The organism is Nocardia sp. SSK8, assembly GCF_037034205.1.
In the GTDB taxonomy this organism is placed as follows: Bacteria; Actinomycetota; Actinomycetes; order Mycobacteriales; family Mycobacteriaceae; genus Nocardia.
On the sequence record NZ_JBAGKD010000014.1, the window covers coordinates 74,356 to 95,832 of the forward strand.

General features: G+C 70.1%; 17 protein-coding genes and 1 tRNA gene. 10 read left to right on the forward strand and 8 right to left on the reverse strand.

Annotated elements, in window-relative coordinates:
• Positions 1-81: 81 nt before the first annotated feature.
• The gene (locus WA675_RS23150) at positions 82-7,365 is read right to left on the reverse strand and encodes an amino acid adenylation domain-containing protein (protein ID WP_442945702.1); all 7,284 of its coding nucleotides are present in this window, start codon (positions 7,363-7,365) and stop codon (positions 82-84) included.
• 312 nt (positions 7,366-7,677) lie between these two features.
• Positions 7,678-8,535 carry a M23 family metallopeptidase gene (locus WA675_RS23155; RefSeq protein ID WP_336087028.1) on the reverse strand — a complete coding sequence of 286 codons (858 nt, stop codon included), beginning with the start codon at positions 8,533-8,535 and terminating at the stop codon, positions 7,678-7,680.
• A gap of 263 nt (positions 8,536-8,798) precedes the next feature.
• Between WA675_RS23155 and WA675_RS23160 the strand changes: the two genes are divergently transcribed.
• Together WA675_RS23160 and WA675_RS23165 are read left to right on the forward strand one after the other, a co-directional pair.
• Positions 8,799-9,830 carry a nitronate monooxygenase gene (locus tag WA675_RS23160; protein WP_336087031.1) on the forward strand — a complete coding sequence of 344 codons (1,032 nt, stop codon included), beginning with the start codon at positions 8,799-8,801 and terminating at the stop codon, positions 9,828-9,830.
• A gap of 75 nt (positions 9,831-9,905) precedes the next feature.
• Complete coding sequence (locus WA675_RS23165; RefSeq protein ID WP_278264599.1) at positions 9,906-10,298, forward strand: SCO5389 family protein; 393 nt, start codon at positions 9,906-9,908, stop codon at positions 10,296-10,298.
• 115 nt (positions 10,299-10,413) lie between these two features.
• Here WA675_RS23165 and WA675_RS23170 read toward each other — a convergent pair whose 3' ends face one another.
• From WA675_RS23170 to WA675_RS23180, 3 genes are all read right to left on the reverse strand, one after another.
• A complete protein-coding gene (locus WA675_RS23170) occupies positions 10,414-12,051 on the reverse strand; it encodes a long-chain fatty acid--CoA ligase (RefSeq protein WP_336087034.1) in 1,638 nt (545 codons plus the stop codon).
• A 113-nt stretch (positions 12,052-12,164) separates the two neighbouring features.
• Entirely contained in the window at positions 12,165-12,545 is a 381-nt protein-coding gene (locus WA675_RS23175) for an ArsR/SmtB family transcription factor (RefSeq protein ID WP_336087036.1), read from the reverse strand.
• 99 nt (positions 12,546-12,644) lie between these two features.
• Positions 12,645-13,241, reverse strand: a complete 597-nt coding sequence (locus WA675_RS23180; RefSeq protein WP_336087038.1) for a TetR family transcriptional regulator — start codon at positions 13,239-13,241, stop codon at positions 12,645-12,647.
• 72 nt (positions 13,242-13,313) lie between these two features.
• Here WA675_RS23180 and WA675_RS23185 point away from each other — a divergent pair, with 72 nt between their 5' ends.
• Complete coding sequence (locus WA675_RS23185; RefSeq protein WP_336087040.1) at positions 13,314-14,453, forward strand: acyl-CoA dehydrogenase family protein; 1,140 nt, start codon at positions 13,314-13,316, stop codon at positions 14,451-14,453.
• A 98-nt stretch (positions 14,454-14,551) separates the two neighbouring features.
• On the forward strand, positions 14,552-15,325 hold the full coding sequence (locus WA675_RS23190) for a DUF1542 domain-containing protein (protein WP_336087042.1): 774 nt from the start codon (positions 14,552-14,554) through the stop codon (positions 15,323-15,325).
• Positions 15,326-15,402: 77 nt separating this feature from the next.
• Here WA675_RS23190 and WA675_RS23195 read toward each other — a convergent pair whose 3' ends face one another.
• Positions 15,403-16,044: a hypothetical protein gene (locus WA675_RS23195; protein ID WP_336087044.1), complete on the reverse strand. Its 642-nt coding sequence runs from the start codon at positions 16,042-16,044 to the stop codon at positions 15,403-15,405.
• Positions 16,045-16,244: 200 nt separating this feature from the next.
• On the opposite strand from WA675_RS23195, the gene WA675_RS23200 reads away from it, so the two are divergent.
• The 4 genes from WA675_RS23200 (at position 16,245) to WA675_RS23215 (ending at position 17,500) form a co-directional block, all read left to right on the forward strand.
• A tRNA-Arg gene (locus WA675_RS23200) sits at positions 16,245-16,320 on the forward strand.
• Positions 16,321-16,566: 246 nt separating this feature from the next.
• The gene (locus tag WA675_RS23205) at positions 16,567-16,758 is read left to right on the forward strand and encodes a hypothetical protein (protein WP_336087046.1); all 192 of its coding nucleotides are present in this window, start codon (positions 16,567-16,569) and stop codon (positions 16,756-16,758) included.
• A gap of 179 nt (positions 16,759-16,937) precedes the next feature.
• Positions 16,938-17,222: a type II toxin-antitoxin system Phd/YefM family antitoxin gene (locus tag WA675_RS23210; protein ID WP_336087048.1), complete on the forward strand. Its 285-nt coding sequence runs from the start codon at positions 16,938-16,940 to the stop codon at positions 17,220-17,222.
• The gene (locus tag WA675_RS23215) at positions 17,219-17,500 is read left to right on the forward strand and encodes a type II toxin-antitoxin system RelE family toxin (RefSeq protein WP_336087050.1); all 282 of its coding nucleotides are present in this window, start codon (positions 17,219-17,221) and stop codon (positions 17,498-17,500) included. Before WA675_RS23210 ends, WA675_RS23215 begins: the two co-directional genes overlap by 4 nt.
• 156 nt (positions 17,501-17,656) lie before the next feature.
• On the opposite strand, the gene WA675_RS23220 is transcribed toward WA675_RS23215, so the two are convergent.
• Entirely contained in the window at positions 17,657-17,938 is a 282-nt protein-coding gene (locus tag WA675_RS23220) for a type IV toxin-antitoxin system AbiEi family antitoxin (RefSeq protein ID WP_336087051.1), read from the reverse strand.
• A gap of 210 nt (positions 17,939-18,148) precedes the next feature.
• Positions 18,149-19,036, reverse strand: coding sequence for an exodeoxyribonuclease III (locus WA675_RS23225; protein WP_336087053.1), 888 nt, complete (start codon positions 19,034-19,036; stop codon positions 18,149-18,151).
• A gap of 202 nt (positions 19,037-19,238) precedes the next feature.
• On the opposite strand from WA675_RS23225, the gene WA675_RS23230 reads away from it, so the two are divergent.
• Entirely contained in the window at positions 19,239-19,886 is a 648-nt protein-coding gene (locus tag WA675_RS23230; RefSeq protein WP_336087055.1) for a Uma2 family endonuclease, read from the forward strand.
• A gap of 169 nt (positions 19,887-20,055) precedes the next feature.
• Positions 20,056-21,453, forward strand: coding sequence for a lipase family protein (locus WA675_RS23235; RefSeq protein WP_336087057.1), 1,398 nt, complete (start codon positions 20,056-20,058; stop codon positions 21,451-21,453).
• Positions 21,454-21,477 lie beyond the last annotated feature (24 nt).

Here is a 21,477-nt window from a genome sequence, read left to right on the forward strand (position 1 = left end):
GCGTACCGGTCGGGTCCGTGCCGGACGTGTCATTGCTGTTCCACCTCACCCATCACCGAAACTTGTTGCGCGAAGGCCGGTTCAGGCGACCGGCGCGCGCAGCTCACCGAGTACCAGGACCACCTCGGCGGGGCCGGGGTTGCCCGGCGCCGCGTCCTCGGCGATCACGGCCCGCAGGTCTTCGAGCGCCGCGGTGTCGAGCGACTCGAGACCGGCCCGGTCACCGAACAGGTGACTCACCCATTCCTCGGCGAGCTCGGCCGAGCTCGCCAGCACCATCGACGCACCGGCCACACCGGCCGCGACGGGTTCCACCAGGGCGGCGAAGCTGTCGGCCGCGGCGTGCCCGAAGGTGCGCGATTCGTAGGTCAGCTCGGCCTCGGCGCGCACCCGCGCACCGGCGGTGGCGAGTTCGTCGTAGCTGCGGACGCCGTCGGTGCCGACGAAGGCCGGGTCGCCGCCGCGCAGGGCGCGGGTGCGGTCGGCGTAGGTGACCGGACGCGCGGACTGCGTGGACAGCTCGGTGCGCACCGCCGTGTCGTCGAGCACCACCCAGTCGATCTCGCCCGCGGGCGCGCTGCCGCGGGTGATGCCGATCTTGGCGCACGGCTCGTCGACCGCCCGCGCACCCGGCAGCGGGACAACGGCGGCACCGGACTTGAGCACCGCCCAGACCGCGACCGCCCAGTCGACGCCACGCGGAAGATCCAGGGCCACACCGGTTCCCGGGCCGAAACCGCGCCCGATCAGCAGCCGGGCCAGGCGCGAGGAACGCGCGTCGAGCTGCTCATAGCTCAGCGCTTCCTCGCCCCACACCAGGGCCGGACCGTCCGGGTCGTCCTCGGCCGCGGCGGCGAAGGCCTGGGCCAGGGTGGTGCCGCCGGTCGGCGCGCTCGCCGCGGCGGCCGGTTCGGCGCCGCCGAGCAGCCGGGCGCGTTCCTGCTCGTCGAGGATGTCGATATCGCCGACACACAGCTGCGGGTCGGCGGCGACCGCGGTCAGGATGCGGGCGAAGCGGGTGCCGAGGGTGCGCACGGTGGCCTCGTCGAACAGGTCGGTGGCGTAGTTGAACAGCGTCACCAGCTCGTCCGGCTCCCCGGCCGCGGTGAAGCGCGGTTCCACGTCGACCTGCAGATCGAACTTGGCCGCCACCGCGGTCTCCAGCGCGTTGACCGTCAGGCCCGGCAGTTCGAGCGCGGCGGCCTCGTTGTTGGAGAAGGTCAGCGCCACCTGGAACAGCGGGTTGTGCGCGCTGCCCTTGCCCGGCGCGACGACCTCGACGACCCGCTCGAACGGCAGGTCGGCGTGCGCGAAGGCGCCCAGGTCGGTGTCGCGGGCCAGGTCGACGGCCTCGTCGAAGGACCCGGCCGGATCGAGCGCGGTGCGCAGGGTCAGCGTATTGACGAACATGCCGACCAGCTCGTCGAGGGCGCGCTCGCCACGACCGGCGACCGCCGTGCCGATGGCGATGTCGGAGGTGCCCGAGAGCCGGGCCAGCAGCACCGCCAGCGCCGCGTGCACGACCATGAACAGCGACGACTTGTGGTCGCGGGCAAGCTGATTCAGCCGCGTGTGCACCTCGGCGGGCAGCCGCAGTTCGGTGGTGGCGCCGCGCAGCGTCGGCACGGCCGGACGCGGGCGGTCCTGCGGGAGTTCGAGCAGCGGCGGCAGCCCGGCCAGCTGTTCGCGCCAGTAGTCGAGCTGTCCGGCGGCCACCGAGCCCGGCTCGTCGTCGGCGCCGACCACCTCGCGCTGCCACAGCGCGAAGTCCGCGTACTGCACCGGCAGCGGGGTCCAGGCCGGAGCCTGCTGCCCGGCGCGGGAGACATAGGCGGTCATCAGGTCGCGGGCCAGCGGGGCCAGCGAGGCGCCGTCGGCGGAGATGTGGTGCACCACGAAGACCAGCAGCCAGTCGGCGGCCGAACCATCGGTGAGCAGCCGGACCCGCAGCGGCACCTCCCTGGTCACGTCGAATCCGGCCTCGGCCAGTTCGGCGACCCGGGTGAGTATATCGGCGCTGGTCTCGACCTCGAGACCGTGCGGCAGCACCTCGGCCACCGGCAGGATCTCCTGGGTCGCCGTGCCGTCGGGCACGCCACCGAGTCCCGCGCTACCGGGCGAGTCCGCGGCCGTGGGCACCGGATCGGACCCGGCCGTATCGCCCCCGCGTCCGGCGAGCCGGGAGCCCGCCACCGGGAAGCGAGTGCGCAGCGACTCGTGCCGGTCGAGCACATCGAGCACGGCGGCGCTCAGCGCGGCGGTGTCGAGTTCGCCGGTGAGCCGGATGGCGAAGGGGATGTTGTAGGAGCCCGAGGCGGGATCGAGCTGGTTGAGCACCCACATGCGCTGCTGGGCCAGCGAGAGCGGAATCCGCTCCGGGCGCGCGGCGGCGACCAGGGCGGGCCGGGCCGACCCGTCGCGCGGCACCACGCGCGCGGCCAGCGCCGCCACGGTGGGTGCCTCGAACAGGTCGCGGATGGCGAGCTCGGCGTCGAGAGCCTCGTTGATCCGGGCGACGGCGCGGGTGGCCAGCAGCGAGTTGCCGCCGAGCGCGAAGTAGTCGTCGTCGGCGCCGACGCGGGCCAGGCCGAGCAGATCGGCGAAGACGCCCGCCACGATCTCCTCGGTGGGGGTGCTCGGCGCGCGGAACGCACCGGCGGTGAAGGTCGGCGCGGGCAGTGCCTTGCGGTCGAGCTTGCCGCTGGTGTTGAGCGGGAACGCGTCGAGGGAGACCAGCGCGGCCGGAATCATGTACGCGGGCAGCGATTCCCCGATGGCGGCCAGCAGCGCCGCCTGCTCGATCTCGGCACCCGGCTTGGGCACCACATAGGCGACCAGCTGCTCCCCGGCCGCCGAATCGGCGACGATGGCCACGGCCTGGCTCACCGCGGGCTGGGCCAGCAGGGCGGTCTCGATCTCGCCGAGCTCGATGCGCTGACCACGGAACTTCACCTGGAAGTCGGTGCGGCCCAGGTATTCCAGCACGGGCGTCTCGGCGGTGGGCGTGCGCCAGACGACGAGGTCGCCGGTGCGATACATGCGCGCGCCGGGCTCGAAGGGGTTGGCCACGAACCGATCCGAGGTGAGATCCGGCCGGGCGACATAGCCGCGGGCGAGCTGGTCACCGGCGAGGTACAGCTCGCCGACCACCCCGGCGGGCACCGGACGCAGCCGCGCGTCCAGCACGTAGACCCGGGTGTTCCACTGCGGCACACCGATCGGCACCGAGCCGCGGTCGGTCTCCCCGGCGGGCCAGTAGGTGACCGAGACGGCCGCCTCGGTCGGGCCGTACAGGTTGTGCACCTGCGCGGTGGACACCGCCCGCAGCGCCTCGACCGTCTCCGGCGGCAGCGCCTCGCCGATGGCGAAGACATCACGCAGCGTGGGAATCGAGCCCGCGGGGGTGTGCGCGGCGAACACGGTCAGCATCGACGGCACGAAGTCGGTCACCGTGACGCCCTGGGCGGCAATGGTTTCGGCGATGTAGGCCGGGTCGCGATGCCCGTCGTGGGTGGCCACCACCAGCTTGGCGCCGGTGCGCAGCGGCATGAAGTAGCCCCACAGCGACACGTCGAAGGTGGTGGCGGTCTTCTGCAGGTACACATCGCCCGGGCCCAGCGGGTATTCCGCGAGCATCCAGGCGGTCTGGTTGTCGATGGCCGCGTGCGAGACCGCGACACCCTTGGGGCGGCCGGTCGAGCCCGAGGTGAAGATGACGTAGGCCGGGTGCTGCGGCAGCACCGGGCGCAGCAGCTCGGAGGCGGTCAGTGGCCCGGCCGGGAAGTCTTGCAGCGCAACGGTATCCATGGTGATCACCGGAGTACCGGCGGGCACCTCCACGGCGTCGGCAGTGGTGGTGAGCACGCACACCGGCTGCGCGGTGTCGAGGATGTGCGCGATGCGCTCGGCCGGGTGGTCCGGGTCCAGCGGCACGTACGCGCCACCGGCGGTGACGATCGCGTACATGCCGACGACCAGGTCCAGCGAGCGGCGCACGGCCAGGCCGACCAGCGATTCCGCGCCGACCCCGCGCCGCACCAGCAGCCGGGCCAGCCGGTTCACCCGCTCGTCGAACTCGCGGTAGGTCAGCTCGGTGCCCTCGTAGGCCACCGCCACGGCGTCGGGGTGGGCGGCGACGGCCGCGCGGTAGCCGTCGAGCAGCAGTGCCGACGGCAGCGCGTGCGCGGTGTCGTTCCAGCCCACCAGGATTCGCGCGCGCTCGGCGGGCTCGAGCAGCTCGATCGCGCCGACCGGGCGGGCCGGATCGGCGACGACCTGGCCGAGCAGGCGCACCAGCCGGTCGGCGAATCCGGCGACGGTGGCCTCGTCGAACAGGTCGGTGGCGTAGGTGAACGCGGCCGAGACGCCGTCGGCGACCCCGTCGGTCTCGCGCGGCACCATGGTCAGTTCCAGATCGAACTTGGCGAACGGCGTGGCCAGGTCGACCCCGGCGACGGTGAGCCCGGGCAGCTGGAGTTCGGTGCCCGCCAGGTTCTGGAAGGTGAGCATCACCTGGAACAGCGGATGCCGGGCCATCGACCGGGCCGGGTCGAGCAGTTCGACCAGGCGCTCGAACGGCACGTCGGCGTGGCCGAAGGCGGCCACGTCGGTGGCACGGACGGTACCGAGCAGCTCGTCGAAGCTACGAGCCGGGTCGATCTCGGTGCGCAGCACCAGGGTGTTGACGAACATGCCGATCACGTCGTCGAGCACGGCCTCGCCGCGCCCGGCCACCGGGGTGCCCACGGCGATATCGGTGGTGCCCGAGAGCCGGGCCAGCAGCACCGCCAGCGCGGTGTGGACCACCATGAACAGCGTCGAATTGTGTTCGCGCGAGAGCCGATCCAGCGCGGCGTGCACCTCGGCGGGGATCGCGAAGTCGTAGCTCGCGCCGCGGTTGGTCATGGCGGCGGGGCGCGGACGGTCGGCGGGCAGGTCCAATTGTTCGGGCAGCCCGGCCAGTTCGTCGCGCCAGAACGAGATCTGCTGGGCCAGCAGCGAATCCGGGTCGGATTCGGCGCCCAGGGTGGCGCGCTGCCACAGCGTGAAGTCGGCGTACTGCACCGGCAGCTCGTGCCAGCGGGGGGCACCGCCGCGCAGGCGGTCGGAGTAGGCCGCGATCAGGTCGCGGGTCAGCGGGGCCATCGAGAAGCCGTCGGCGGCGATGTGGTGCACCACGCACAGCAGCACGTGCTCCTCGGCGCCGAGCCGGAACAGGCGCAGCCGCACCGGCGGCGCGAGCGTCACGTCGAAACCGGCCACGGCCTGTTCGCCGATCAGCGCGGGCAGCTGCTCGGCGGTCGCGTCGACCACCTCGAGCCGCGGGACCGCGCGCGGATCGCGCACCGGCAGCACCAACTGCACGGCGTCACCGTCGACCTCGGGGTAGATGGTGCGCAGCACCTCGTGCCGGGTGACCAGATCGGTGACCGCGGCGCGCATGGCGGCCAGGTCGAGCACGCCCGACAGGCGCACCGGCAGCGGAATGTTGTTGGCGCCACTGGCCGGATCGAACCGGTTGAGGAACCACATGCGCTGCTGCGCGTAGGACAGCGGGATCTGCTCCGGGCGCTCCTGCGCGGTGAGCGGATTGCCGGTGCCCACGCCGACGTGCGATTCCACCCGGGCCGCCAGCGTCGACACCGTCGACGCCTCGAACACCAGCTGCACGGGCACCCGGGTGTCGAGCGCGGTACCGATGCGGGCCACCGCCTGCGCGGCCAGCAGCGAGTTGCCGCCGAGCTCGAAGAAGTCGTCGTCCGCGCCGACCCGCTCCCCCTCTTCGGGCACCAGCAGATCCGCGAATACCCGCGCCACGATCTCCTCGACCGGGGTGCTCGGGGCGCGGTAGGCGCGGGCGGTGAAGGTGGGCTCGGGCAGGGCCTTGCGGTCGAGCTTGCCGACCGGGGTCAGCGGGATCTCGTCGAGCAGCATGACCGCCGCGGGCACCATGTACGCGGGCAGCAGCCCGGCCAGGTGGGTGGTGAGCTCGGCCGGGGTCACCGTGGCGCCCGCGCGGGGCAGCACATAGGACACCAGCGAGGTCGCGCCGCTGGGCAGCGTGCGGCCCAGGGTGGCGGCGAAATCCACGTCGGGGTGGGTGGTGAGTGCGTTGTCGATCTCGCCCAATTCGATGCGCAGGCCACGGATCTTGACCTGGAAGTCCGAGCGGCCCAGGTACTCGAAGTCGCCGGAGGTGTTGCGGCGCACCAGGTCACCGGTGCGGTAGAGGCGGCCACCGGGCGCGCCCGCGTCGGCGCCGAACGGATTGGCGACGAAACGCTCGGCGGTGAGACCCGGGCGGTCCAGATAGCCCTGGGCCAGTGCGGGACCCGCGAGATAGAGCTCGCCGACCACCCCGGCGGGCACCGGCCGCAGCCGCGCGTCGAGCACGAACGCGGCCACCCCGGGGATCACCGAACCCAGCGTCACCGGCTGACCGGCGACCATCTCGCCGGTGGTCACCATGACGGTGGCCTCGGTCGGGCCGTAGGCGTTGAACACCGAACGGCCCTGCGCCGCCCAGCGATCCACCAGTTCCGGGCCGAGCTTGTCACCACCGGTGACGACCACGCGCACGCTGTCCACGGCGTGCACGTCCACCGACTCCAGCGCGCCCGGCGTGATCAGCAGATGCGAAACCTGCTCGCGGCGAACCAGATCGGCCAGCTCCACACCACCGAAGACCGTCGGCGGCACCACCACGAGGGTCGCGCCCGCGCTGAAGGTGAACAGCATCTCCATCAGCGAGAAGTCGAAGCTGGGCGAGCTCAGGTGGGTCACCCGCGCGCCCGCCTCGATGCGGTACTGCCTGCCGACCGCGGCCATGGTGGCCAGTCCGGCCTGGGTCACCGCGACGCCCTTGGGCAGACCGGTGGAGCCGGAGGTGTAGATGAGATAGGCCGGGTGGCGCTCGTCGAGGGTGCGGACCCGGTCGCTGTAGGAGATGGCGTGCGCGGGGCGGGCCGCGACGGCGGCGGCCAGGGTGGGGTCGTCGAGTTCGAGCCAGGCGGTGCTGTCGCCGAGGCTGTCGCGATGCGCGCCGGTGGTGATGCCGAGCACGGCCCGCGAATCGGTGACGATGTGGGCGATGCGGTCGGCCGGGTAGGCCGGGTCGATGGGCACGTAGGCCGCGCCGGTCTTGGCGACCGCCCACACGCTCAGCACCGACTCCACCGAGCGGGTGCTGGCGACGGCGACGATGTCACCGGGGCCCACGCCGCGGTCGATCAGTTCGCGGGCCAGCTGGGAGGAGCGCTCGTCGAGTTCGCGGTAAGTGAGTTCGCGCTGGTCGGCGGGGTCACCGGTGGGGTTGAACCGAAGGGCGACGGCCTCGGCGGCCGATTCGACCGCTGCCGTCAGCAACTGCCCGAATGTCGGACTGCTCGACCGGCGACGGCGGCTACCGCGGGCAGAACGACGGGCAGTTTCCATTCGGGTTCATTCACCTCTCATCGAGCCTGGACGCGCGGCGACACCGCACCGTGCAGATCGAGCCATCATATCGACCGGTCACATCGCGCTGCCGGTCGCGCCGGTGCCCCCGGCACTCGGGGCCCTGAGGAGTATCGGCCGCAGCACAATCATTGTTGCCGGATCAATAGCAAAGTGACGGGGGTCATACCAACCACCGCCACTGTGCCTACGCGAACGATCCGCGTGGGAGGAAACGCGCACTCAGTGCGAGGAGGGACCCCATTCCAGCGGGACACCCTTGGAAGCGAGGTACGGCATCGGGTCCATCTTGGCGCCGCCCTGGTCCCAGATCTCCAGGTGCAGGTGCGGGCCGGTGGACTGGCCGCGGTTGCCGACGGTGGCGATGACGTCACCGGCGTTGACCCGCTGACCCTCGCTGACCAGCATCTCGTTGACGTGGCCGTAGACGGCGGTGGTGCCGTCGTCCTGGAGCACACGCACCCACAGGCCGAAGCCCGAGGCCGGGCCCGCCTCGATGACGGTGCCGCTGGACACCGAGTGGATCGGCGCGCCGAGCTGGTCGGCGAAGTCGATGCCGTAGTGCATGGCGCCCCAGCGGGAGCCGAAGCCGGAGCTGATCGGGCCCGCGACCGGGCGCACGCTCTGCGGCGGCGCGACCTGGTGCTGGATGCCCTGGAGGATGTCCTCGACCTGGCTGAGCGGGCCCGCGATCTCCGGCGGCAGGTTGCCGATGCCGAACGGCGCGGCCACGGGGGCGGCGATCGGGGCGGCCACGGCGTCGACCTGGACGGGGGCCTCGGTGTGCGCGGAGACTTCCTGCGCGGCGACCAGGTTCACGTCCTGGCGGGCCGACTCGGGGACGACGGAATCCTGCACGTCGTTGTGGGTCGGTAGCAGCGGGGTGGCGTTGGCGATGGTCGGGGCGATCTGCGCGGCGACGCCGACCAGGGCGCCGGTGGCGACCGCGGCGCTGGCGGCGGCGCGCACCCGGTCGGTGCGCGAGGGCTCGGCACGGTGCCTGCTGGGGCGCCCGGCCACTCCGTCACCCAGCAGGGCCTGCACGGAGATCGATTCGGGGCCAACCCGGTGCTGCGACAACGTTTCGTCCTAGCGTCCGACTACAGGGATAACGTCACCGGCGGGCCGGTCCGGGAGCCACCGAAGTGTTCCCCGGTGCCGAACTGTCTGTAACGGTTCGGCATCCGTTGTGACGGGAACTCTACTCGGCCGTGATCATTCCGCAACCTTCTGGGGAATAAACGCAGGTAGATGACGTGTCTCATAGTCACCGAAGCCGTGTCCGGCGGCTCACACGCCCGTCATGGGGGCTGAACGCGCGCCGAACGAGCAGACTCGAGGCCATGGTGATCGAGAGCTTGCGTGTCCCCATCGTCGCCGCGCCCATGGCGGGCGGCCCGACCACTCCGGAACTCACCGCCGCGGTCTCGGCCGCGGGCGGCTTCGGCCAGGTGGCCGCCGGATACCTCACCGCCGATGCACTGGCCGACCAGATCGCGGCCACCAGAGCCGCCACCGCCGCGCCCTTCGGCGTCAACCTCTTCGCCCCGGGACCGGTCACCGAACCGGCCACCTACGCGGGCTTCCTCGCCGAACTCGGCGCGCGGTTCCCCCTGGGCACCCCCAAACACGACACCGACGCCTGGACCGAGAAGCTCGACCTGCTGGTCGCCGACCCGGTCGCGGTGGTGTCGACGACCTTCGGCTGTCCCACCGCCGTGGAGATCGACCGGCTGCACGCGGTCGGCACCGAGGTCTGGGTGACGGTCACCTCGCCCGCCGAGGCGCTGATCGCCGTCGACGCGGGCGCCGACGCGCTGATCGCCCAGGGCGCCGAGGCGGGCGGGCACCGCGCGAGCTTCCTCGACGACCCCGCCGATGACCCCGTCGACCCGCTCGGCCTGCTCACCCTGCTGCAACTGCTCACCGCCACGACCGACCGGCCGCTCGTCGCCGCGGGCGGCATCGCCACCGGCGCGGGCGTGGCCGCCGTGCTCGCCGCGGGCGCGCGGGCCGCCCAGCTCGGCACCGCCCTGCTGCGTTGCGCTGAGGCGGGCACCAATGCCGTGCACCGCGGCGCGATCGGCTCGGCCGAACCGACCATGCTCACCCGCGCGTTCACCGGACGCAGGGCCCGCGGCATCCGCAACCGTTTCCTGGTCGAGCACTCCGCCGACGCGCCCGCCGCCTACCCCGAAATCCACTACGCCACCGCACCGTTGCGGGCTACCGGCCGGGCCGCGGGCAACCCCGACGAGGTGAACCTGTGGGCAGGCCAAGCGCACTCGCTCAGCACCGGGCAATCGGCAAGCGAACTGGTCAGCGACTTGGCCGCGGACGCGAAAAGCGCACTCCGGAAAGCACTTTCGGAATGAATCCAGGGTTATTGACAACGAATTTCGTTTAGACTCGGAGGGGCAGACAGCCCGCCCCAAGCAGGAGGAAGCGCCATGTCCCTCGATGTACCCGCCGCCTTGCTCGAACGCGCCGAACAGGGCGATATCGACGACGCGGAATTCGTCGAATGCGTCCGCACATCACTGCCCTACGCCTGGGAGGTGGTGAGCCGCGTGGCCGGTGAACTGCGGGACGGTGACGCGGAATTCGCCGACAATGTGGTGCCCCCGCCGGACGAGGTCGCCCGCGGCCAGCTGCTGCGCGCCCTGGCCTCCGACGCCATCCGCGGCGGCCTCGAGCGCCACTTCGGGGTGAAGCTGGCCTTCCAGAACTGCCACCGCGTCGCGGCGTTCCCGCTGTCCTCGGTCGGCGGGGAGACCTACACCCGCTACATCAGCCCCCGCGCCCAGCTGCTCAACCAGAGCCCGGAGCTGCGCAACTGCTGACTTTTCGATCGACAACTGAATATCGACAACTGCATCGCACAACAGAATCCGACAACTGAATACGACACAGCGGGCGTGGAAGCGAATTCCACGCCCGCCGTCGTTGTTCGGGACCTCAGCCCAGGGTGACGACGTCCAGCTCGCCCTCGGCGTACTGGGCCCGCAGCCGCTTCTTGTCGAACTTGCCGACGCTGGTCTTGGGCACCTCCGCGATGAAGGTCCAGCGCTCGGGCAGCTGCCACTTGGCGAACTTGTCGGCCAGGAAGTCGCGCAGCTCGGCCGCCTCGGTGCTCACGCCGTCGGCCAGCACGATGGCCACCAGCGGGCGCTCGTCCCACTTCTCGTCCGGCACGCCGATCACGGCGGCCTCGGCGACCGACGGGTGGCCCATCACCGCGTTCTCCAGGTCCACCGAGGAGATCCACTCACCGCCGGACTTGATCACGTCCTTGGAGCGGTCGACCAGGGTGAGGTAGCCGTTCGGGCTGATCTTGCCGACGTCGCCGGTGCGCAGCCAGCCGTCGTCGAACTTGTCCGGGTCGATCTCGGCGCCGGTGGGCGAGTAGTAGGAGCCGGTGATCCAGGCGCCGCGCACCTCGAGCTCGCCGAGCGATTCGCCGTCGTTGGGCACGACCTTGCCGTCGTCGCCGACCAGGCGGGCCTCGACATTGGCCGGGAAACGGCCCTGGGTGTAGCGGTAGGCCCAGGCCTCCTCGCCCTCGGCACCGGCGGGCGCGTGCGCGACGCTGCCCAGCGGGGAGGTCTCGGTCATGCCCCACGCGTGCAGGATGCGCACGCCGTGCTTCTCCTCGAACGCGCGCATCATCGACGGCGGCACCGCCGAACCGCCGACCACGGCGGTGCGCAGGTGCGAGATGTCCTGCGGCTGGGCGGCCAGCGCGGCCAGCACGCCACCCCAGATGGTCGGCACGGCGGCGGCGAAGGTCGGCTTCTCGGCGGCCATCATCTCCAGCAGCGGCGCGGGCTGCAGGAAGCGGTCCGGCATCAGGATGTTGGCACCCGACATCAGCGCCGCGTACGGCAGGCCCCACGCGTTGGCATGGAACAGCGGCACGATCGCCAGCACGTAGTCCGAGCCCTCGAAACCCATGCCGTTGGGCGAGTTCACCTGCATGGCGTGCAGCCAGTTGGAGCGGTGCGAGTAAACGACGCCCTTCGGGTCACCGGTGGTGCCCGAGGTGTAGCACATGGCGGCGGCCGAGCGCTCGTCGATCACCGGGAAGTCGAACTCGGCGGACTGGCTGTCGAGCAGCTCGCGGTAGGCGTGCACCTGGATGCCCTCGGGCGCGGTGAGGGCGGCGGCGTCACCGTTGACGACGATCACGTGCTTCACGGTCTTCAGATTCGGCAGGTACTGCGCGAACAGCGGCAGCAGCGTGCCGTCGACGAGCACGACCTGGTCCTCGGCGTGATTGGCGACGAACACCAGCTGCTCCGGGAACAGGCGGATATTGAGCGCGTGCAGCACCGCGCCCATGGCGGGCACCGCGATGTAGGCGGTCATGTGCTCGTTGTTGTTCCACATGAAGGTGCCGACGCGGTCGCCCTCGCCGATGCCGAGCCCACGCAGCGCGTTGGCCAGGCGGGCCGAATCGGCGCCCAGCTCGCGGTAGGTCATGGTCCGCACGCCGTCACCGGTCCAGGTGGACACGATCGAATCGCCCTGGAAAGTGGCGGCGTACTTCAGCAGTGTGGCCAGCGACAGCTGGTCGTTCTGCATGGTGCTCAGCATTGTGGTGCTCCTTCGGTCCCTGCCATGGCATGAGCCACGTCACACCGGATGCTACCGAAAAGTATGCGTTCGGAGATCGTTTCCTCCGGCAACATTCCTGCAGGTCTGTAGGGTCACCGCGAAGTCGGCGGCACCTCGTGCGGCGGCTCGGCGCCGGGGCCGCGATGGTGCGCCGGAACGCCCGGTCCGGCGTGCTCGGCGTTGTGCACCGCGTCGACCACCAGGCGCCGGACGTGGTCGTTGTCGAGGCTGTAATAGATGGTGGTGCCCTCGCGCCGGGTACGCACCAGCCGGGCCATCCGCAGCTTGGCCAGATGCTGGGACACCGAGGGGCCCGGCTTGCCGACCCGCTGGGCCAGTTCGTTGACCGACAGTTCGGCGTCGGCCAGCGCCCACAGCACCTGCACCCGGGTGGGGTCGGCCAGCATCCGGAACACCTCAACCACCAGGCCGACCTGGTCCTCGGCCAGCGGCGGGCGCTTGTCTGCGGTCATGCGCAGATAGTAGAGAACCGCCGAGGGTCGTGTCGTCGACGAGCGCGGCGAGCTCGTCGCTCGCGGCACATGACCTGCCTGATCCAGCCGCTCGGCTGATCAGCGCAGGGCGGTCTCCGCCAAAGTGGTCCAGTCGGCGAGCACCTGTTTGCGGCGGGCGCGGTCGCGGCCGACCATTTCGTCGAGGGTGGCGCCCCGGACGAGGTTGATGGTGAGCCAGAAGGTGCTCTCCAGGCGTTCGCGGGCGATATCGCGGGCGATCAGTGCGGCGCAGCGGTCGAGGAGTTCGACCGTGAGGTCGTGCTGGACGCGCAGCATCTCGCGGCGCAGGGGCGCGTCGTTGGCTATGCCGACGTAGAGCTCGACAGCGGCCCGGCCCAGTTGCCCCGCGAAGGTCGCGGTGACCAGCTGCACCAGCACCGCACCGGCGGTCTCCCCGACGAGGGCTCTCGCCTTGCGCTGCATGGCCTCTCGCTGCCGCTCGGTGAGATGCCCGATGGTCTGGGCGAAAAGCTCCGCGCGCGTGTGGAACTGGTGCAACTGCGCCCCGCGCGTCACTCCGGCGCGGGCGGTGATGTCGGCGATCGAGGCACCCGCGTATCCCACCTCGGCCAGGCTCTCGATGGCCGCGTCGAGCAGCAGCGTGCGCGTGCGCAGGCTCTTCTCCTGATGCTTGTTCGGTGGCAACCCCGGCATCCGCCCAGTATAGAGGGAGAAAATTCCGTGCTCCCTTGCATGCAATTCAGTGCTACCCGTACTGTGATCGGCATGGCTGTTGACCGGATGCTGCCCACCGACGAGGCGCGCGAGCTGATCGAGCTGACCCGCGACATCGCCGACAAGGTGCTCGAACCCCGCGTCGCCGAGAGCGAGAAGACCGGCGTCTTCCCCGAGGGCGTGTTCCCCGCGCTCGGCGCGGCCGGGCTGCTGAGCTTGCCGTACCCGGAGGAGTTCGGCGGCGGCGCGCAGCCCTACGAGGTGTACCTGCAGGTGCTCGAGGAGCTGGCCAGCCGCTGGGCCGCCGTCGCCGTCGCCGTGAGCGTGCACGGACTGAGCTGCCATCCCCTGTTCACCTACGGCACCGACGAGCAGAAGCAGCAGTGGCTGGCGGGCATGCTCTCCGGCGAAACCGTCGGCGCCTACAGCCTTTCCGAGGCCCACGCCGGGTCCGACGCGGCCGCCCTGCGCTGCCGCGCCACCCCCGTCGACGGCGGCTACCGGATCACCGGCACCAAGGCGTGGATCACCAACGGCGGCCGCGCCGACTTCTACACCCTGTTCGCCCGCACCGGCGAGGGTTCGCGCGGCATCTCCTGCTTCCTGGTCCCGGCGGACACCGAGGGCCTGAGCTTCGGCAAGCCCGAGGAGAAGATGGGCCTGCGCGGCATCCCCACCACCACCGCCGCCTACGACGACGCCTTCCTGCCCGCCGAACGGCGCGTCGGCGAAGAGGGACAGGGCCTTTCGATCGCCTTCAGCGCCCTGGACGCGGGCCGCCTCGGCATCGCCGCCGTCGCCACCGGCGTCGCCCAGCGCGCCCTCGACGAGGCCGTCGCCTACGCCAAGGAACGAGAGGCGTTCGGCCGCAAGATCATCGACCACCAGGGTCTCGGTTTCGTCCTCGCCGATATGGCCGCCGCCGTCGACACCGCCCGCGCCACCTACCTCGACGCAGCCCGCCGCCGCGACGCCGGGCTGCCGTACTCGCGCCAGGCCAGCGTCGCCAAGCTGGTCGCCACCGACGCCGCCATGAAGGTGACCACCGACGCCGTGCAGGTCTTCGGCGGTTACGGCTACACCCAGGACTTCCCGGTGGAGCGCTACATGCGCGAGGCGAAGGTCATGCAGATCTTCGAGGGCACCAATCAGATCCAGCGCCTGGTGATCGCCCGCCACCTCGCCGGGTAGCTATCCCGCCACGCGCTGATCAACACGGGTCGGCGCGTTCGGGCAACCAGCCAGTAAACTGGACGGCATCTCGAGACCTCGGGCGAAAGAGGTGCGCGATGCTGTGGTGGCTGGTCGTGATCGTGATCGTCTGCGTGGGGCTCCTGCTGTACCTGCGGGCCGAACAGAATCGGCGCACCGCCAGGGAGCTCGAGGAGGCTCAGGCCGAGGCCAGGGTGACCATCGAGCGGCTCGGCGGGCAGGTCTACCAGCTCACGCCCCGCAACGAAGCCGCCCGGCAGGCCCTGGCCGACGCCGCCGAGCGTTACAACGCCGCGGGCGGCCAGCTCGACCGCGCCACCTCCCCCGCCCAGGCGGGTCTGGCCAAACAGTCCGCCGTCGAGGGCCTCTATTACATCGCCGCCGCCCGCACCGCCATGAACATGGACCCGGGTCCGCCGATCCCCCCGCTCCCCGGCCAGGACATCGCGGGCCGCGTCGACCAGCCCCGCGTGATCGAACACAACGGCCGCCGCATCGCCGCCTCCCCCGCCGCCTCCCCCGGGACTCCCAACTACTACCCCGGCGGCCGCGTCGCCGGGCGTCCGGTGCCCGCGGGCTGGTACTCCGAGCCGTGGTGGCGGCCCGCCCTGATCGCCGGTGCCTGGGGTGCGGGCACGGCGCTGCTGTTCACCTCGCTGTTCGCCGGGATGCCCGGGGTCGGTTACGACGCGCAGGCCTTCGAGGACGGGACCGGCGAAGCCGAGCCGGACATCGGCGACGCGGGCGTCGACCCCACCGGATTCGACGATCCGAGCGGGTTCGACGACCCGAGCTGGGGTGGCAGCACCGACGGCGGGTTCGACGGGGGCTTCGATGGCGGGTTCGCCTGAGCCCAGCACGATCCGAGCCGACAGCAGGCGCCCGCGACCAGGTCAGCCGGGACCGGGCAGACCCCTGGTCGACGCGGTCAACTCCGCGTCTGGCACTCGGCCAGCTCCGAGGTCGCCCGCCGCACCGGCTCGGAGGCGGGCAGCCGATCGGCGACCAGCCGCACCCGCGGATTCTGATTCTCGATCTGCTCGGCCGAAGCGGCGATGAGATCACGCGCGGCGGTCTTCAGATGCTCCGCATCGGCCGGATCGACTGCGGCCATCTCACTCGCCCGCGCGCGATCGGCCAGGTGCAGACCGTCGAAGAGCAGGATCAATTCCGCCTGCGCGGACCGCCATTCCTCCGGGAACAGATCCGGGATGGGCAACTCCGCGACCCCGCGCCGCGCGGAATCGGCCGCCGCGGCCCGCGCGCTCAACATGCCCGCCGCCGCATCGCGATACCGCACCGGCGTGAGCTGTCCACCCGCCGCCTCCGCCGCCTGCAGATCCGCCCGATACCGCGTCTGCACCACACACACCGACCGGAAGAACGCCACCATGCTCGCCTGCGTCCCCGGCCCCGCCCCCTCGATCTCGGCCGCCCGCGCCACCACCCCCGGATCCGCCTCCCGCGTCACCGCCGACCCCACCAGCCCACCCTCGACCGCACACCCACCCAGCACCCCACCCGCCGCCACCGCGACCACAACCCCCAAGAATCCCGCCCGACCAGCCATGACCACGCACTCCTCAGAAGAAGAACACTCAGCATGTGCACCAGAGCCCCAGGGGGCCGAACCGAACCGAACGCTAGATCACCACCCCCCGAGTACCCCCACCCACACCCATTTCACTTCCCCGTGTCGCCCCACCGCCCATGTTTGTCACCACCCCACCCCCACCCGGTAGACTCCCTACTCGTCCACCGAGGACCCCCGCCTTCGTAGCTCAGGGGATAGAGCACCGCTCTCCTAAAGCGGGTGTCGCAGGTTCGAATCCTGCCGAGGGCACCAGCATTTATGCAGGTCAGGCAACTTTCCTGTCGTCGCCATCGAACCCTTCCGCCGCTTCTGTACGCAGTTTGTACGCAGTAGCGGCGTAGCCCTTGCGCGCGGAGTCGAGTTTGAAGGCCCACGTCGTCCAGGTCGTCATCGAACAGGCCCGAGTAGAAGTCCAGGGTGGTACTCGGCTTGTCGTGTCCAAGCATCCGCTGGAGCGCCAGCACCGAGGCACCTTGCGAAACGGCGAGCGAAGCGGCGGTGCCGAAGCTCGTGCGGGGTGAGCCCTTCCAGCCTGGCGGCTTTCGCGGCAGCGTCGAACCAGTCCCGTCGCATGTTCCGCAGCAGTCCCTCGCGCTGATCGGATCGGTCGCGCTGGCGGTGGCACTCGGCGTCGCTTCGGACGAGATCCTGGATTCCGATGAGAAGGTCGACTCCTACTTCCTCGACTAAGTGAGCGAGGGCCGAACTCGGGCGCGTGCTACGGGCCGAGATTGCGTCGGAGGCCCGCGGGCGGCATGGTCGACTGCCCGGACCAACTCGTTGCCGGATATCGACAGCTGCCGCTACCCTTGCCGAGCCAACAGGTCAGAGTACTGGTCGCAATTATGACCGACTGATACCATGTACAGATGGAGATCATCCCCATCACCGATGCCAAGGCGCGCATTGCCGAGCTCGCCGACCGAGTGGCGCGCGAGCACGATCACTTCACCATCACTCGCAACGGCCGTGCCGACGTCATGCTGATTTCCGTCGCAGAGTACGAGTCGATGCAGGAGACGCTGGAGATCCTGAGCGACAGCGACACCATGTCCGACCTCCGCCAGTCCAAGGAAGACTTCGCTTCCGGCGACACCTTCGATGTCGATGAGGTCCGCGCCGAGCTGGAGAAGCGCCGTCGCGGTGCGGCGTGACCACAGCACCTGAGCCCTACTCCGTGATCATGTCCGCCCAGGCTCGCCACAATATCCACGAGAACCTGCCCGCTGATGTCGCGTTCGCCGCCATGGAGACCATTACCGGACCGATCTCCACCAATCCACACCGAGTTGGCAAGCCCCTGGATGAGCCATTCGATGGATTCTACTCAGCTAGACGCGGAACTTATCGAATCGTATACCGCATCAACGAGGACAAGCACGCGGTCGAAATCCACTCGGTTCGCCACCGGCGCGACGCCTACCGGTCGTAGACAGACCCCCGCAGCGCCGACGGAGAACGCGATGCGGGCCGAACTCGGATTGCCTCTATGAGGCAGTGGATTTCGACTTCGATGAGCAAGTGAACATCTGCGCGTTCCAGTCGCGCTCGTCCGGTGCACGATCGAACAATTGCGGAGTGGGGATACTCATGCCCCCGCCCAATCCTTCGCACGCCGAAGCGCCGCGCCCAGACGTTGGTCCGTGGCGAGCTGTGCGAGTCTGGCGGAATCGCACCGATAGTAGAGCGTCTCGATCGCTGGACGAACCTTCGTTTCGGCATTGCCCAGTTCGGGTCGCCGGGCGAGATCGAGTACGGTCTGCTCGGGCGTCGTGACCAGTGCCGGGCCCAGCGGCGTTTCGACACGCTCCGCGTCGAGCGCCTCGGTGTCGCGGCGGACGAACCGGTGCAGCGCGCCCCGATCGACCATCCGCGCGATCTCGGGTCGCGGTTGGGCGTAGATGTGAGCCAAGTCCTGCGGCCGCAAAGTCCGAAGCGGTGCCGCCAGAGGTCACCGAGGAGCACGGTGCTGCGATGCTCAGCCACCGGCACCACCTTCCCGGAAGTATGCAGATAGTTGGCTTATTCCCAACTATTTGCATACTTATCGCCACCTTGCCTGCCATTGCCCCAGAGCTTCTCAGTCAGGCATCGCCGAGTAGGTCACCACGAGGGGCGCGTGATCGGAGAGTCGCTCGGTGGGTGACGGTTCCTTGTCGACGACGACAGACGTGGCGTGGCGGGCGAGACCGGGTGTGGCGAGTTGGTGGTCCACTCGCCAACCAACATCCTTGGCGAACGATTGGCCCGCCCAACTCCACCAGGTGAGTGGACCAGGATGATCGCCGTGCACCTGTCGCACCACGTCGACGAGGCGGCGCGTGCCGAGAATCGAACTGAACCATTCGCGGTCGGCGGGCAGGAAGCCGTCCATCGTGCGGGCGGCGCGCCAGTTGGTCACATCGTGCTGGGTGTGCGCGATGTTCAGATCCCCGGTGAGGACGAACTCGCGTCCCGCACTCAACGCGGCGAGCCGGTTCCGGTGCACTTCGCGGGCGAACGCCGCGAGGAACCGCTGCTTGCGTTCGTACTTGACCCCACCGTCGGGCTGTTCGCGCATCGATCCCGGGCGTTGGAGGTGCGCGGGCAGACCGCCCTTGGGGAGATAGAGAGAGGCCACCGTCACCGGACGGTCGGCCAGATCCACCTCGATATAGCGTCCCTGCGCGGCGAACTCACCGAGTCCGCGGGCCCTGGGTGGGTGGGTCACCCAGGTCCGCACGGCAGCGGCGGGAACCCTCGTCAGTACCGCCACGCCGTTACGACCGGCGACGGAACCGACGTCCACCGCCGCCGAATAGCCCAGGAAGGTGCCTACATCGGCTGCGGGACAACGCAACTCCTGCAACGCGACCACATCGACCGACCGCGCCCGCAACCACTGGTCGAATCCACGACGACATGCCGCGCGGATTCCGTTCACGTTGAATGTGGCGACAGTGAAAGTGTCAGCGACCGACGAACCCATGGCAACACTGTGCCGGAGCCCCCGGCCACCCACCCGGGCAGCTCCGGTACGCGACCCGCGACCAGTGCGTGTCGCAGGTTCGCATTCCGCCGTGGGCACATCGGAGATGGGGACGCGATAGGATCGGCACCGGCGAACCGGAATCGCTGGATCGTGGCCTGACGAGGACACCAGAGTACGCCTGGCGCGAGGAAGAACGGCCATGTCGAACCCGTCGACGCACGTCCCCCCGCTGCCCGATCGCATGACCTGGGCCGAGTTGAGTGCCCTGCCCCCCGACCAGGCAGCACGCATCGAACTGATCAAGGGGCGCCCGGTGTGGGTTCGTACCGGCCCGCCGGAACACCAGCGCTTCGCCACTCGCCTGCGCAACGCGCTGGAGAACGCCGCGCGAGGCAGCATGAAAGCCCGGCCCGGTGAGCGCTGGCAGGTGGACACCGAGACCAATGTCTTCCTGAGTCGCGCCAAGGATGATTTCCTCACCCCGGATTTCCTGGTCTATCACTGCCCTGACGAGCCGTGGACGCCGATCTTCGCCGAGGATGTCGTCATCGTCGGCGAAGTGCTCTCCCCGTCCAACCACATCGGCCAGATGCTGACGAAACAGGCGCGCTACGCCGAGGCCGGGATCGACGAGTACTGGGAAGTGCTGCTCGATCGCGAAGGCCGCCGGATCGACACCATCTTGACCTACGTGCTGGCGACTCCCACCGACCTTCCGCCCGGTGTCACCCCCTTGCGCCCGCGGCAGTACGCACTGGTCAGCGAGTGGTCCCCGAACGTCCACCCCGAAATCGACCTGAACCACCCCTTCCCACTCACCCTCAGCTGGGCCGACCTCGAATACTGAGAACCGGTCGAGCCCGCGTTGCCCAGTTCTGGCGGCCGAGCGAGCCGAGAACGCCCGCGCACGGTGGCCCGCGACTGACTCAGACAGGCCCTTGCCAGTGAGCTGTGACCCAGGTAACCTCACCCTCCAGATTTGAGACGATCGCGTCTCAATGATGGAGGAGCGGAACATGATCATGCGGACACGGTTGTCTCGCAGGGTGGCGGCGCTGGCTGTCGCCGTCACGGCCATCGGCCCCATGGTGAGCGGCGCAGTGGCGTCGGCGGAACCCGCTGGGACAGTTCCGGTGCAGCCCGCGCCCGCGATCGCGGTGCCGCCGGAGCTCGACGCGGCGTTCTATCGACCGCCCGCGGAGGTGGTGGCGGGTAAGCGGCCCGGGGAGATCATCGCCGCGCGGGAGGTCCACGTGGCCAACGCGGGGCTGATTCCGCTCAATGTGGACGCGTGGCAGGTGTCGTATCGGTCGAACAACACCAGGGACGAGCCGATCGCGGCGGTCGCGACCTTGTTGAAGCCGCGGGGGTCGGCGCCGGACAAGATGGTGTCGATGCAGATCGCCGAGGACTCGCTGGCGGCCTACTGTTCGCCCTCGTACGCAGTGCGGCAGTGGTCGGTCGCGACGGCGGTCGGGCAGATCGTGGTGCCGCTGGAATTCGTTGTCGCCCAGGCGCAATTGCAGCAGGGGTGGGCGGTGGTCATCCCCGATCACCAGGGGCCCGACAGCGCGTTCGGGGCCGGGCCGCTCGGCGCGCGGATCACCCTCGACGGCATGCGCGCGGCGCGCGACTTCGCGCCGATGCGCCTCGCGCCGGACACCCGGATCGGCATGTACGGCTACTCCGGTGGGGCGATCGTGACCGGGCACGCCGCCGAGCTGAAGCAGACCTACGCGCCGGAACTGAATATCGTCGGCGCGGCCGAGGGCGGTGTCCCGGCGGACTTCGGGCCGCTGCTCGATATCGGCAACGGGCAGATGTGGTCGGGCATGATCATGGCCGCCGTGCTCGGGCTCGGGCGCGAGTACCCGGAGTTCGGCGAGCTGCTCGCCCGCGACCTGGACCCGCTCGGCCAGGGACTGGCGCTGATCAAGGGCGGGCTGTGCGTGCAGTACAACACCGCGCTGCTGCCGTTCGCGAATCTCAAAGGCATGCTGCGGGTTCCCGAGGGCGACCCGATGCGCAACCCGGTCGTGCGCGAGGTGCTCGACCAGACCCGGATGGGCAAGGCCGTCCCGGACATGCCGATGTTCATCTGGCAGGCCAACCCCGACGAACTGATCCCGGTGGGTCCGGTCAACACCTTGGTCGACACCTACTGCCGGAACCCGGAGGCCGATGTCCAGTACGTCCGTGAGCATCTCGGCGAGCACATCACCACCGAGGTCTCCGGTTCGGCCACCGCGCTGCTGTGGCTGCGCGACCGCCTCGACGGGGTGCCGGTCGCCCAGGGGTGCAGTACCTCCGACGCGGGGCTGCTCGCGCTCAACCCGGACGGGTTGTCCCTGCTGGCAGGCACTTTCGGGGAGACGATCGCGTCGCTGTTCGGCAAGGCCGTCGGGACTCGCTGAGCGCGCGTAGACTTCGAAGGTGTT

Bases quoted from the DNA above. Each gene is read 5' to 3' on its own strand.
- WA675_RS23160 (WP_336087031.1), top strand. From the start codon at position 8,799: ATGGTGATCGAGAGCTTGCGTGTCCCCATCGTCGCCGCGCCCATGGCG.
- WA675_RS23165 (WP_278264599.1), top strand. From the start codon at position 9,906: ATGTCCCTCGATGTACCCGCCGCCTTGCTCGAACGCGCCGAACAGGGC.
- WA675_RS23170 (WP_336087034.1), bottom strand. From the start codon at position 12,051: ATGCTGAGCACCATGCAGAACGACCAGCTGTCGCTGGCCACACTGCTG.
- WA675_RS23175 (WP_336087036.1), bottom strand. From the start codon at position 12,545: ATGACCGCAGACAAGCGCCCGCCGCTGGCCGAGGACCAGGTCGGCCTG.
- WA675_RS23180 (WP_336087038.1), bottom strand. From the start codon at position 13,241: ATGCCGGGGTTGCCACCGAACAAGCATCAGGAGAAGAGCCTGCGCACG.
- WA675_RS23185 (WP_336087040.1), top strand. From the start codon at position 13,314: ATGGCTGTTGACCGGATGCTGCCCACCGACGAGGCGCGCGAGCTGATC.
- WA675_RS23190 (WP_336087042.1), top strand. From the start codon at position 14,552: ATGCTGTGGTGGCTGGTCGTGATCGTGATCGTCTGCGTGGGGCTCCTG.
- WA675_RS23195 (WP_336087044.1), bottom strand. From the start codon at position 16,044: ATGGCTGGTCGGGCGGGATTCTTGGGGGTTGTGGTCGCGGTGGCGGCG.
- WA675_RS23210 (WP_336087048.1), top strand. From the start codon at position 16,938: ATGGAGATCATCCCCATCACCGATGCCAAGGCGCGCATTGCCGAGCTC.
- WA675_RS23220 (WP_336087051.1), bottom strand. From the start codon at position 17,938: ATGGTCGATCGGGGCGCGCTGCACCGGTTCGTCCGCCGCGACACCGAG.
- WA675_RS23225 (WP_336087053.1), bottom strand. From the start codon at position 19,036: ATGGGTTCGTCGGTCGCTGACACTTTCACTGTCGCCACATTCAACGTG.
- WA675_RS23230 (WP_336087055.1), top strand. From the start codon at position 19,239: ATGTCGAACCCGTCGACGCACGTCCCCCCGCTGCCCGATCGCATGACC.
- WA675_RS23235 (WP_336087057.1), top strand. From the start codon at position 20,056: ATGATCATGCGGACACGGTTGTCTCGCAGGGTGGCGGCGCTGGCTGTC.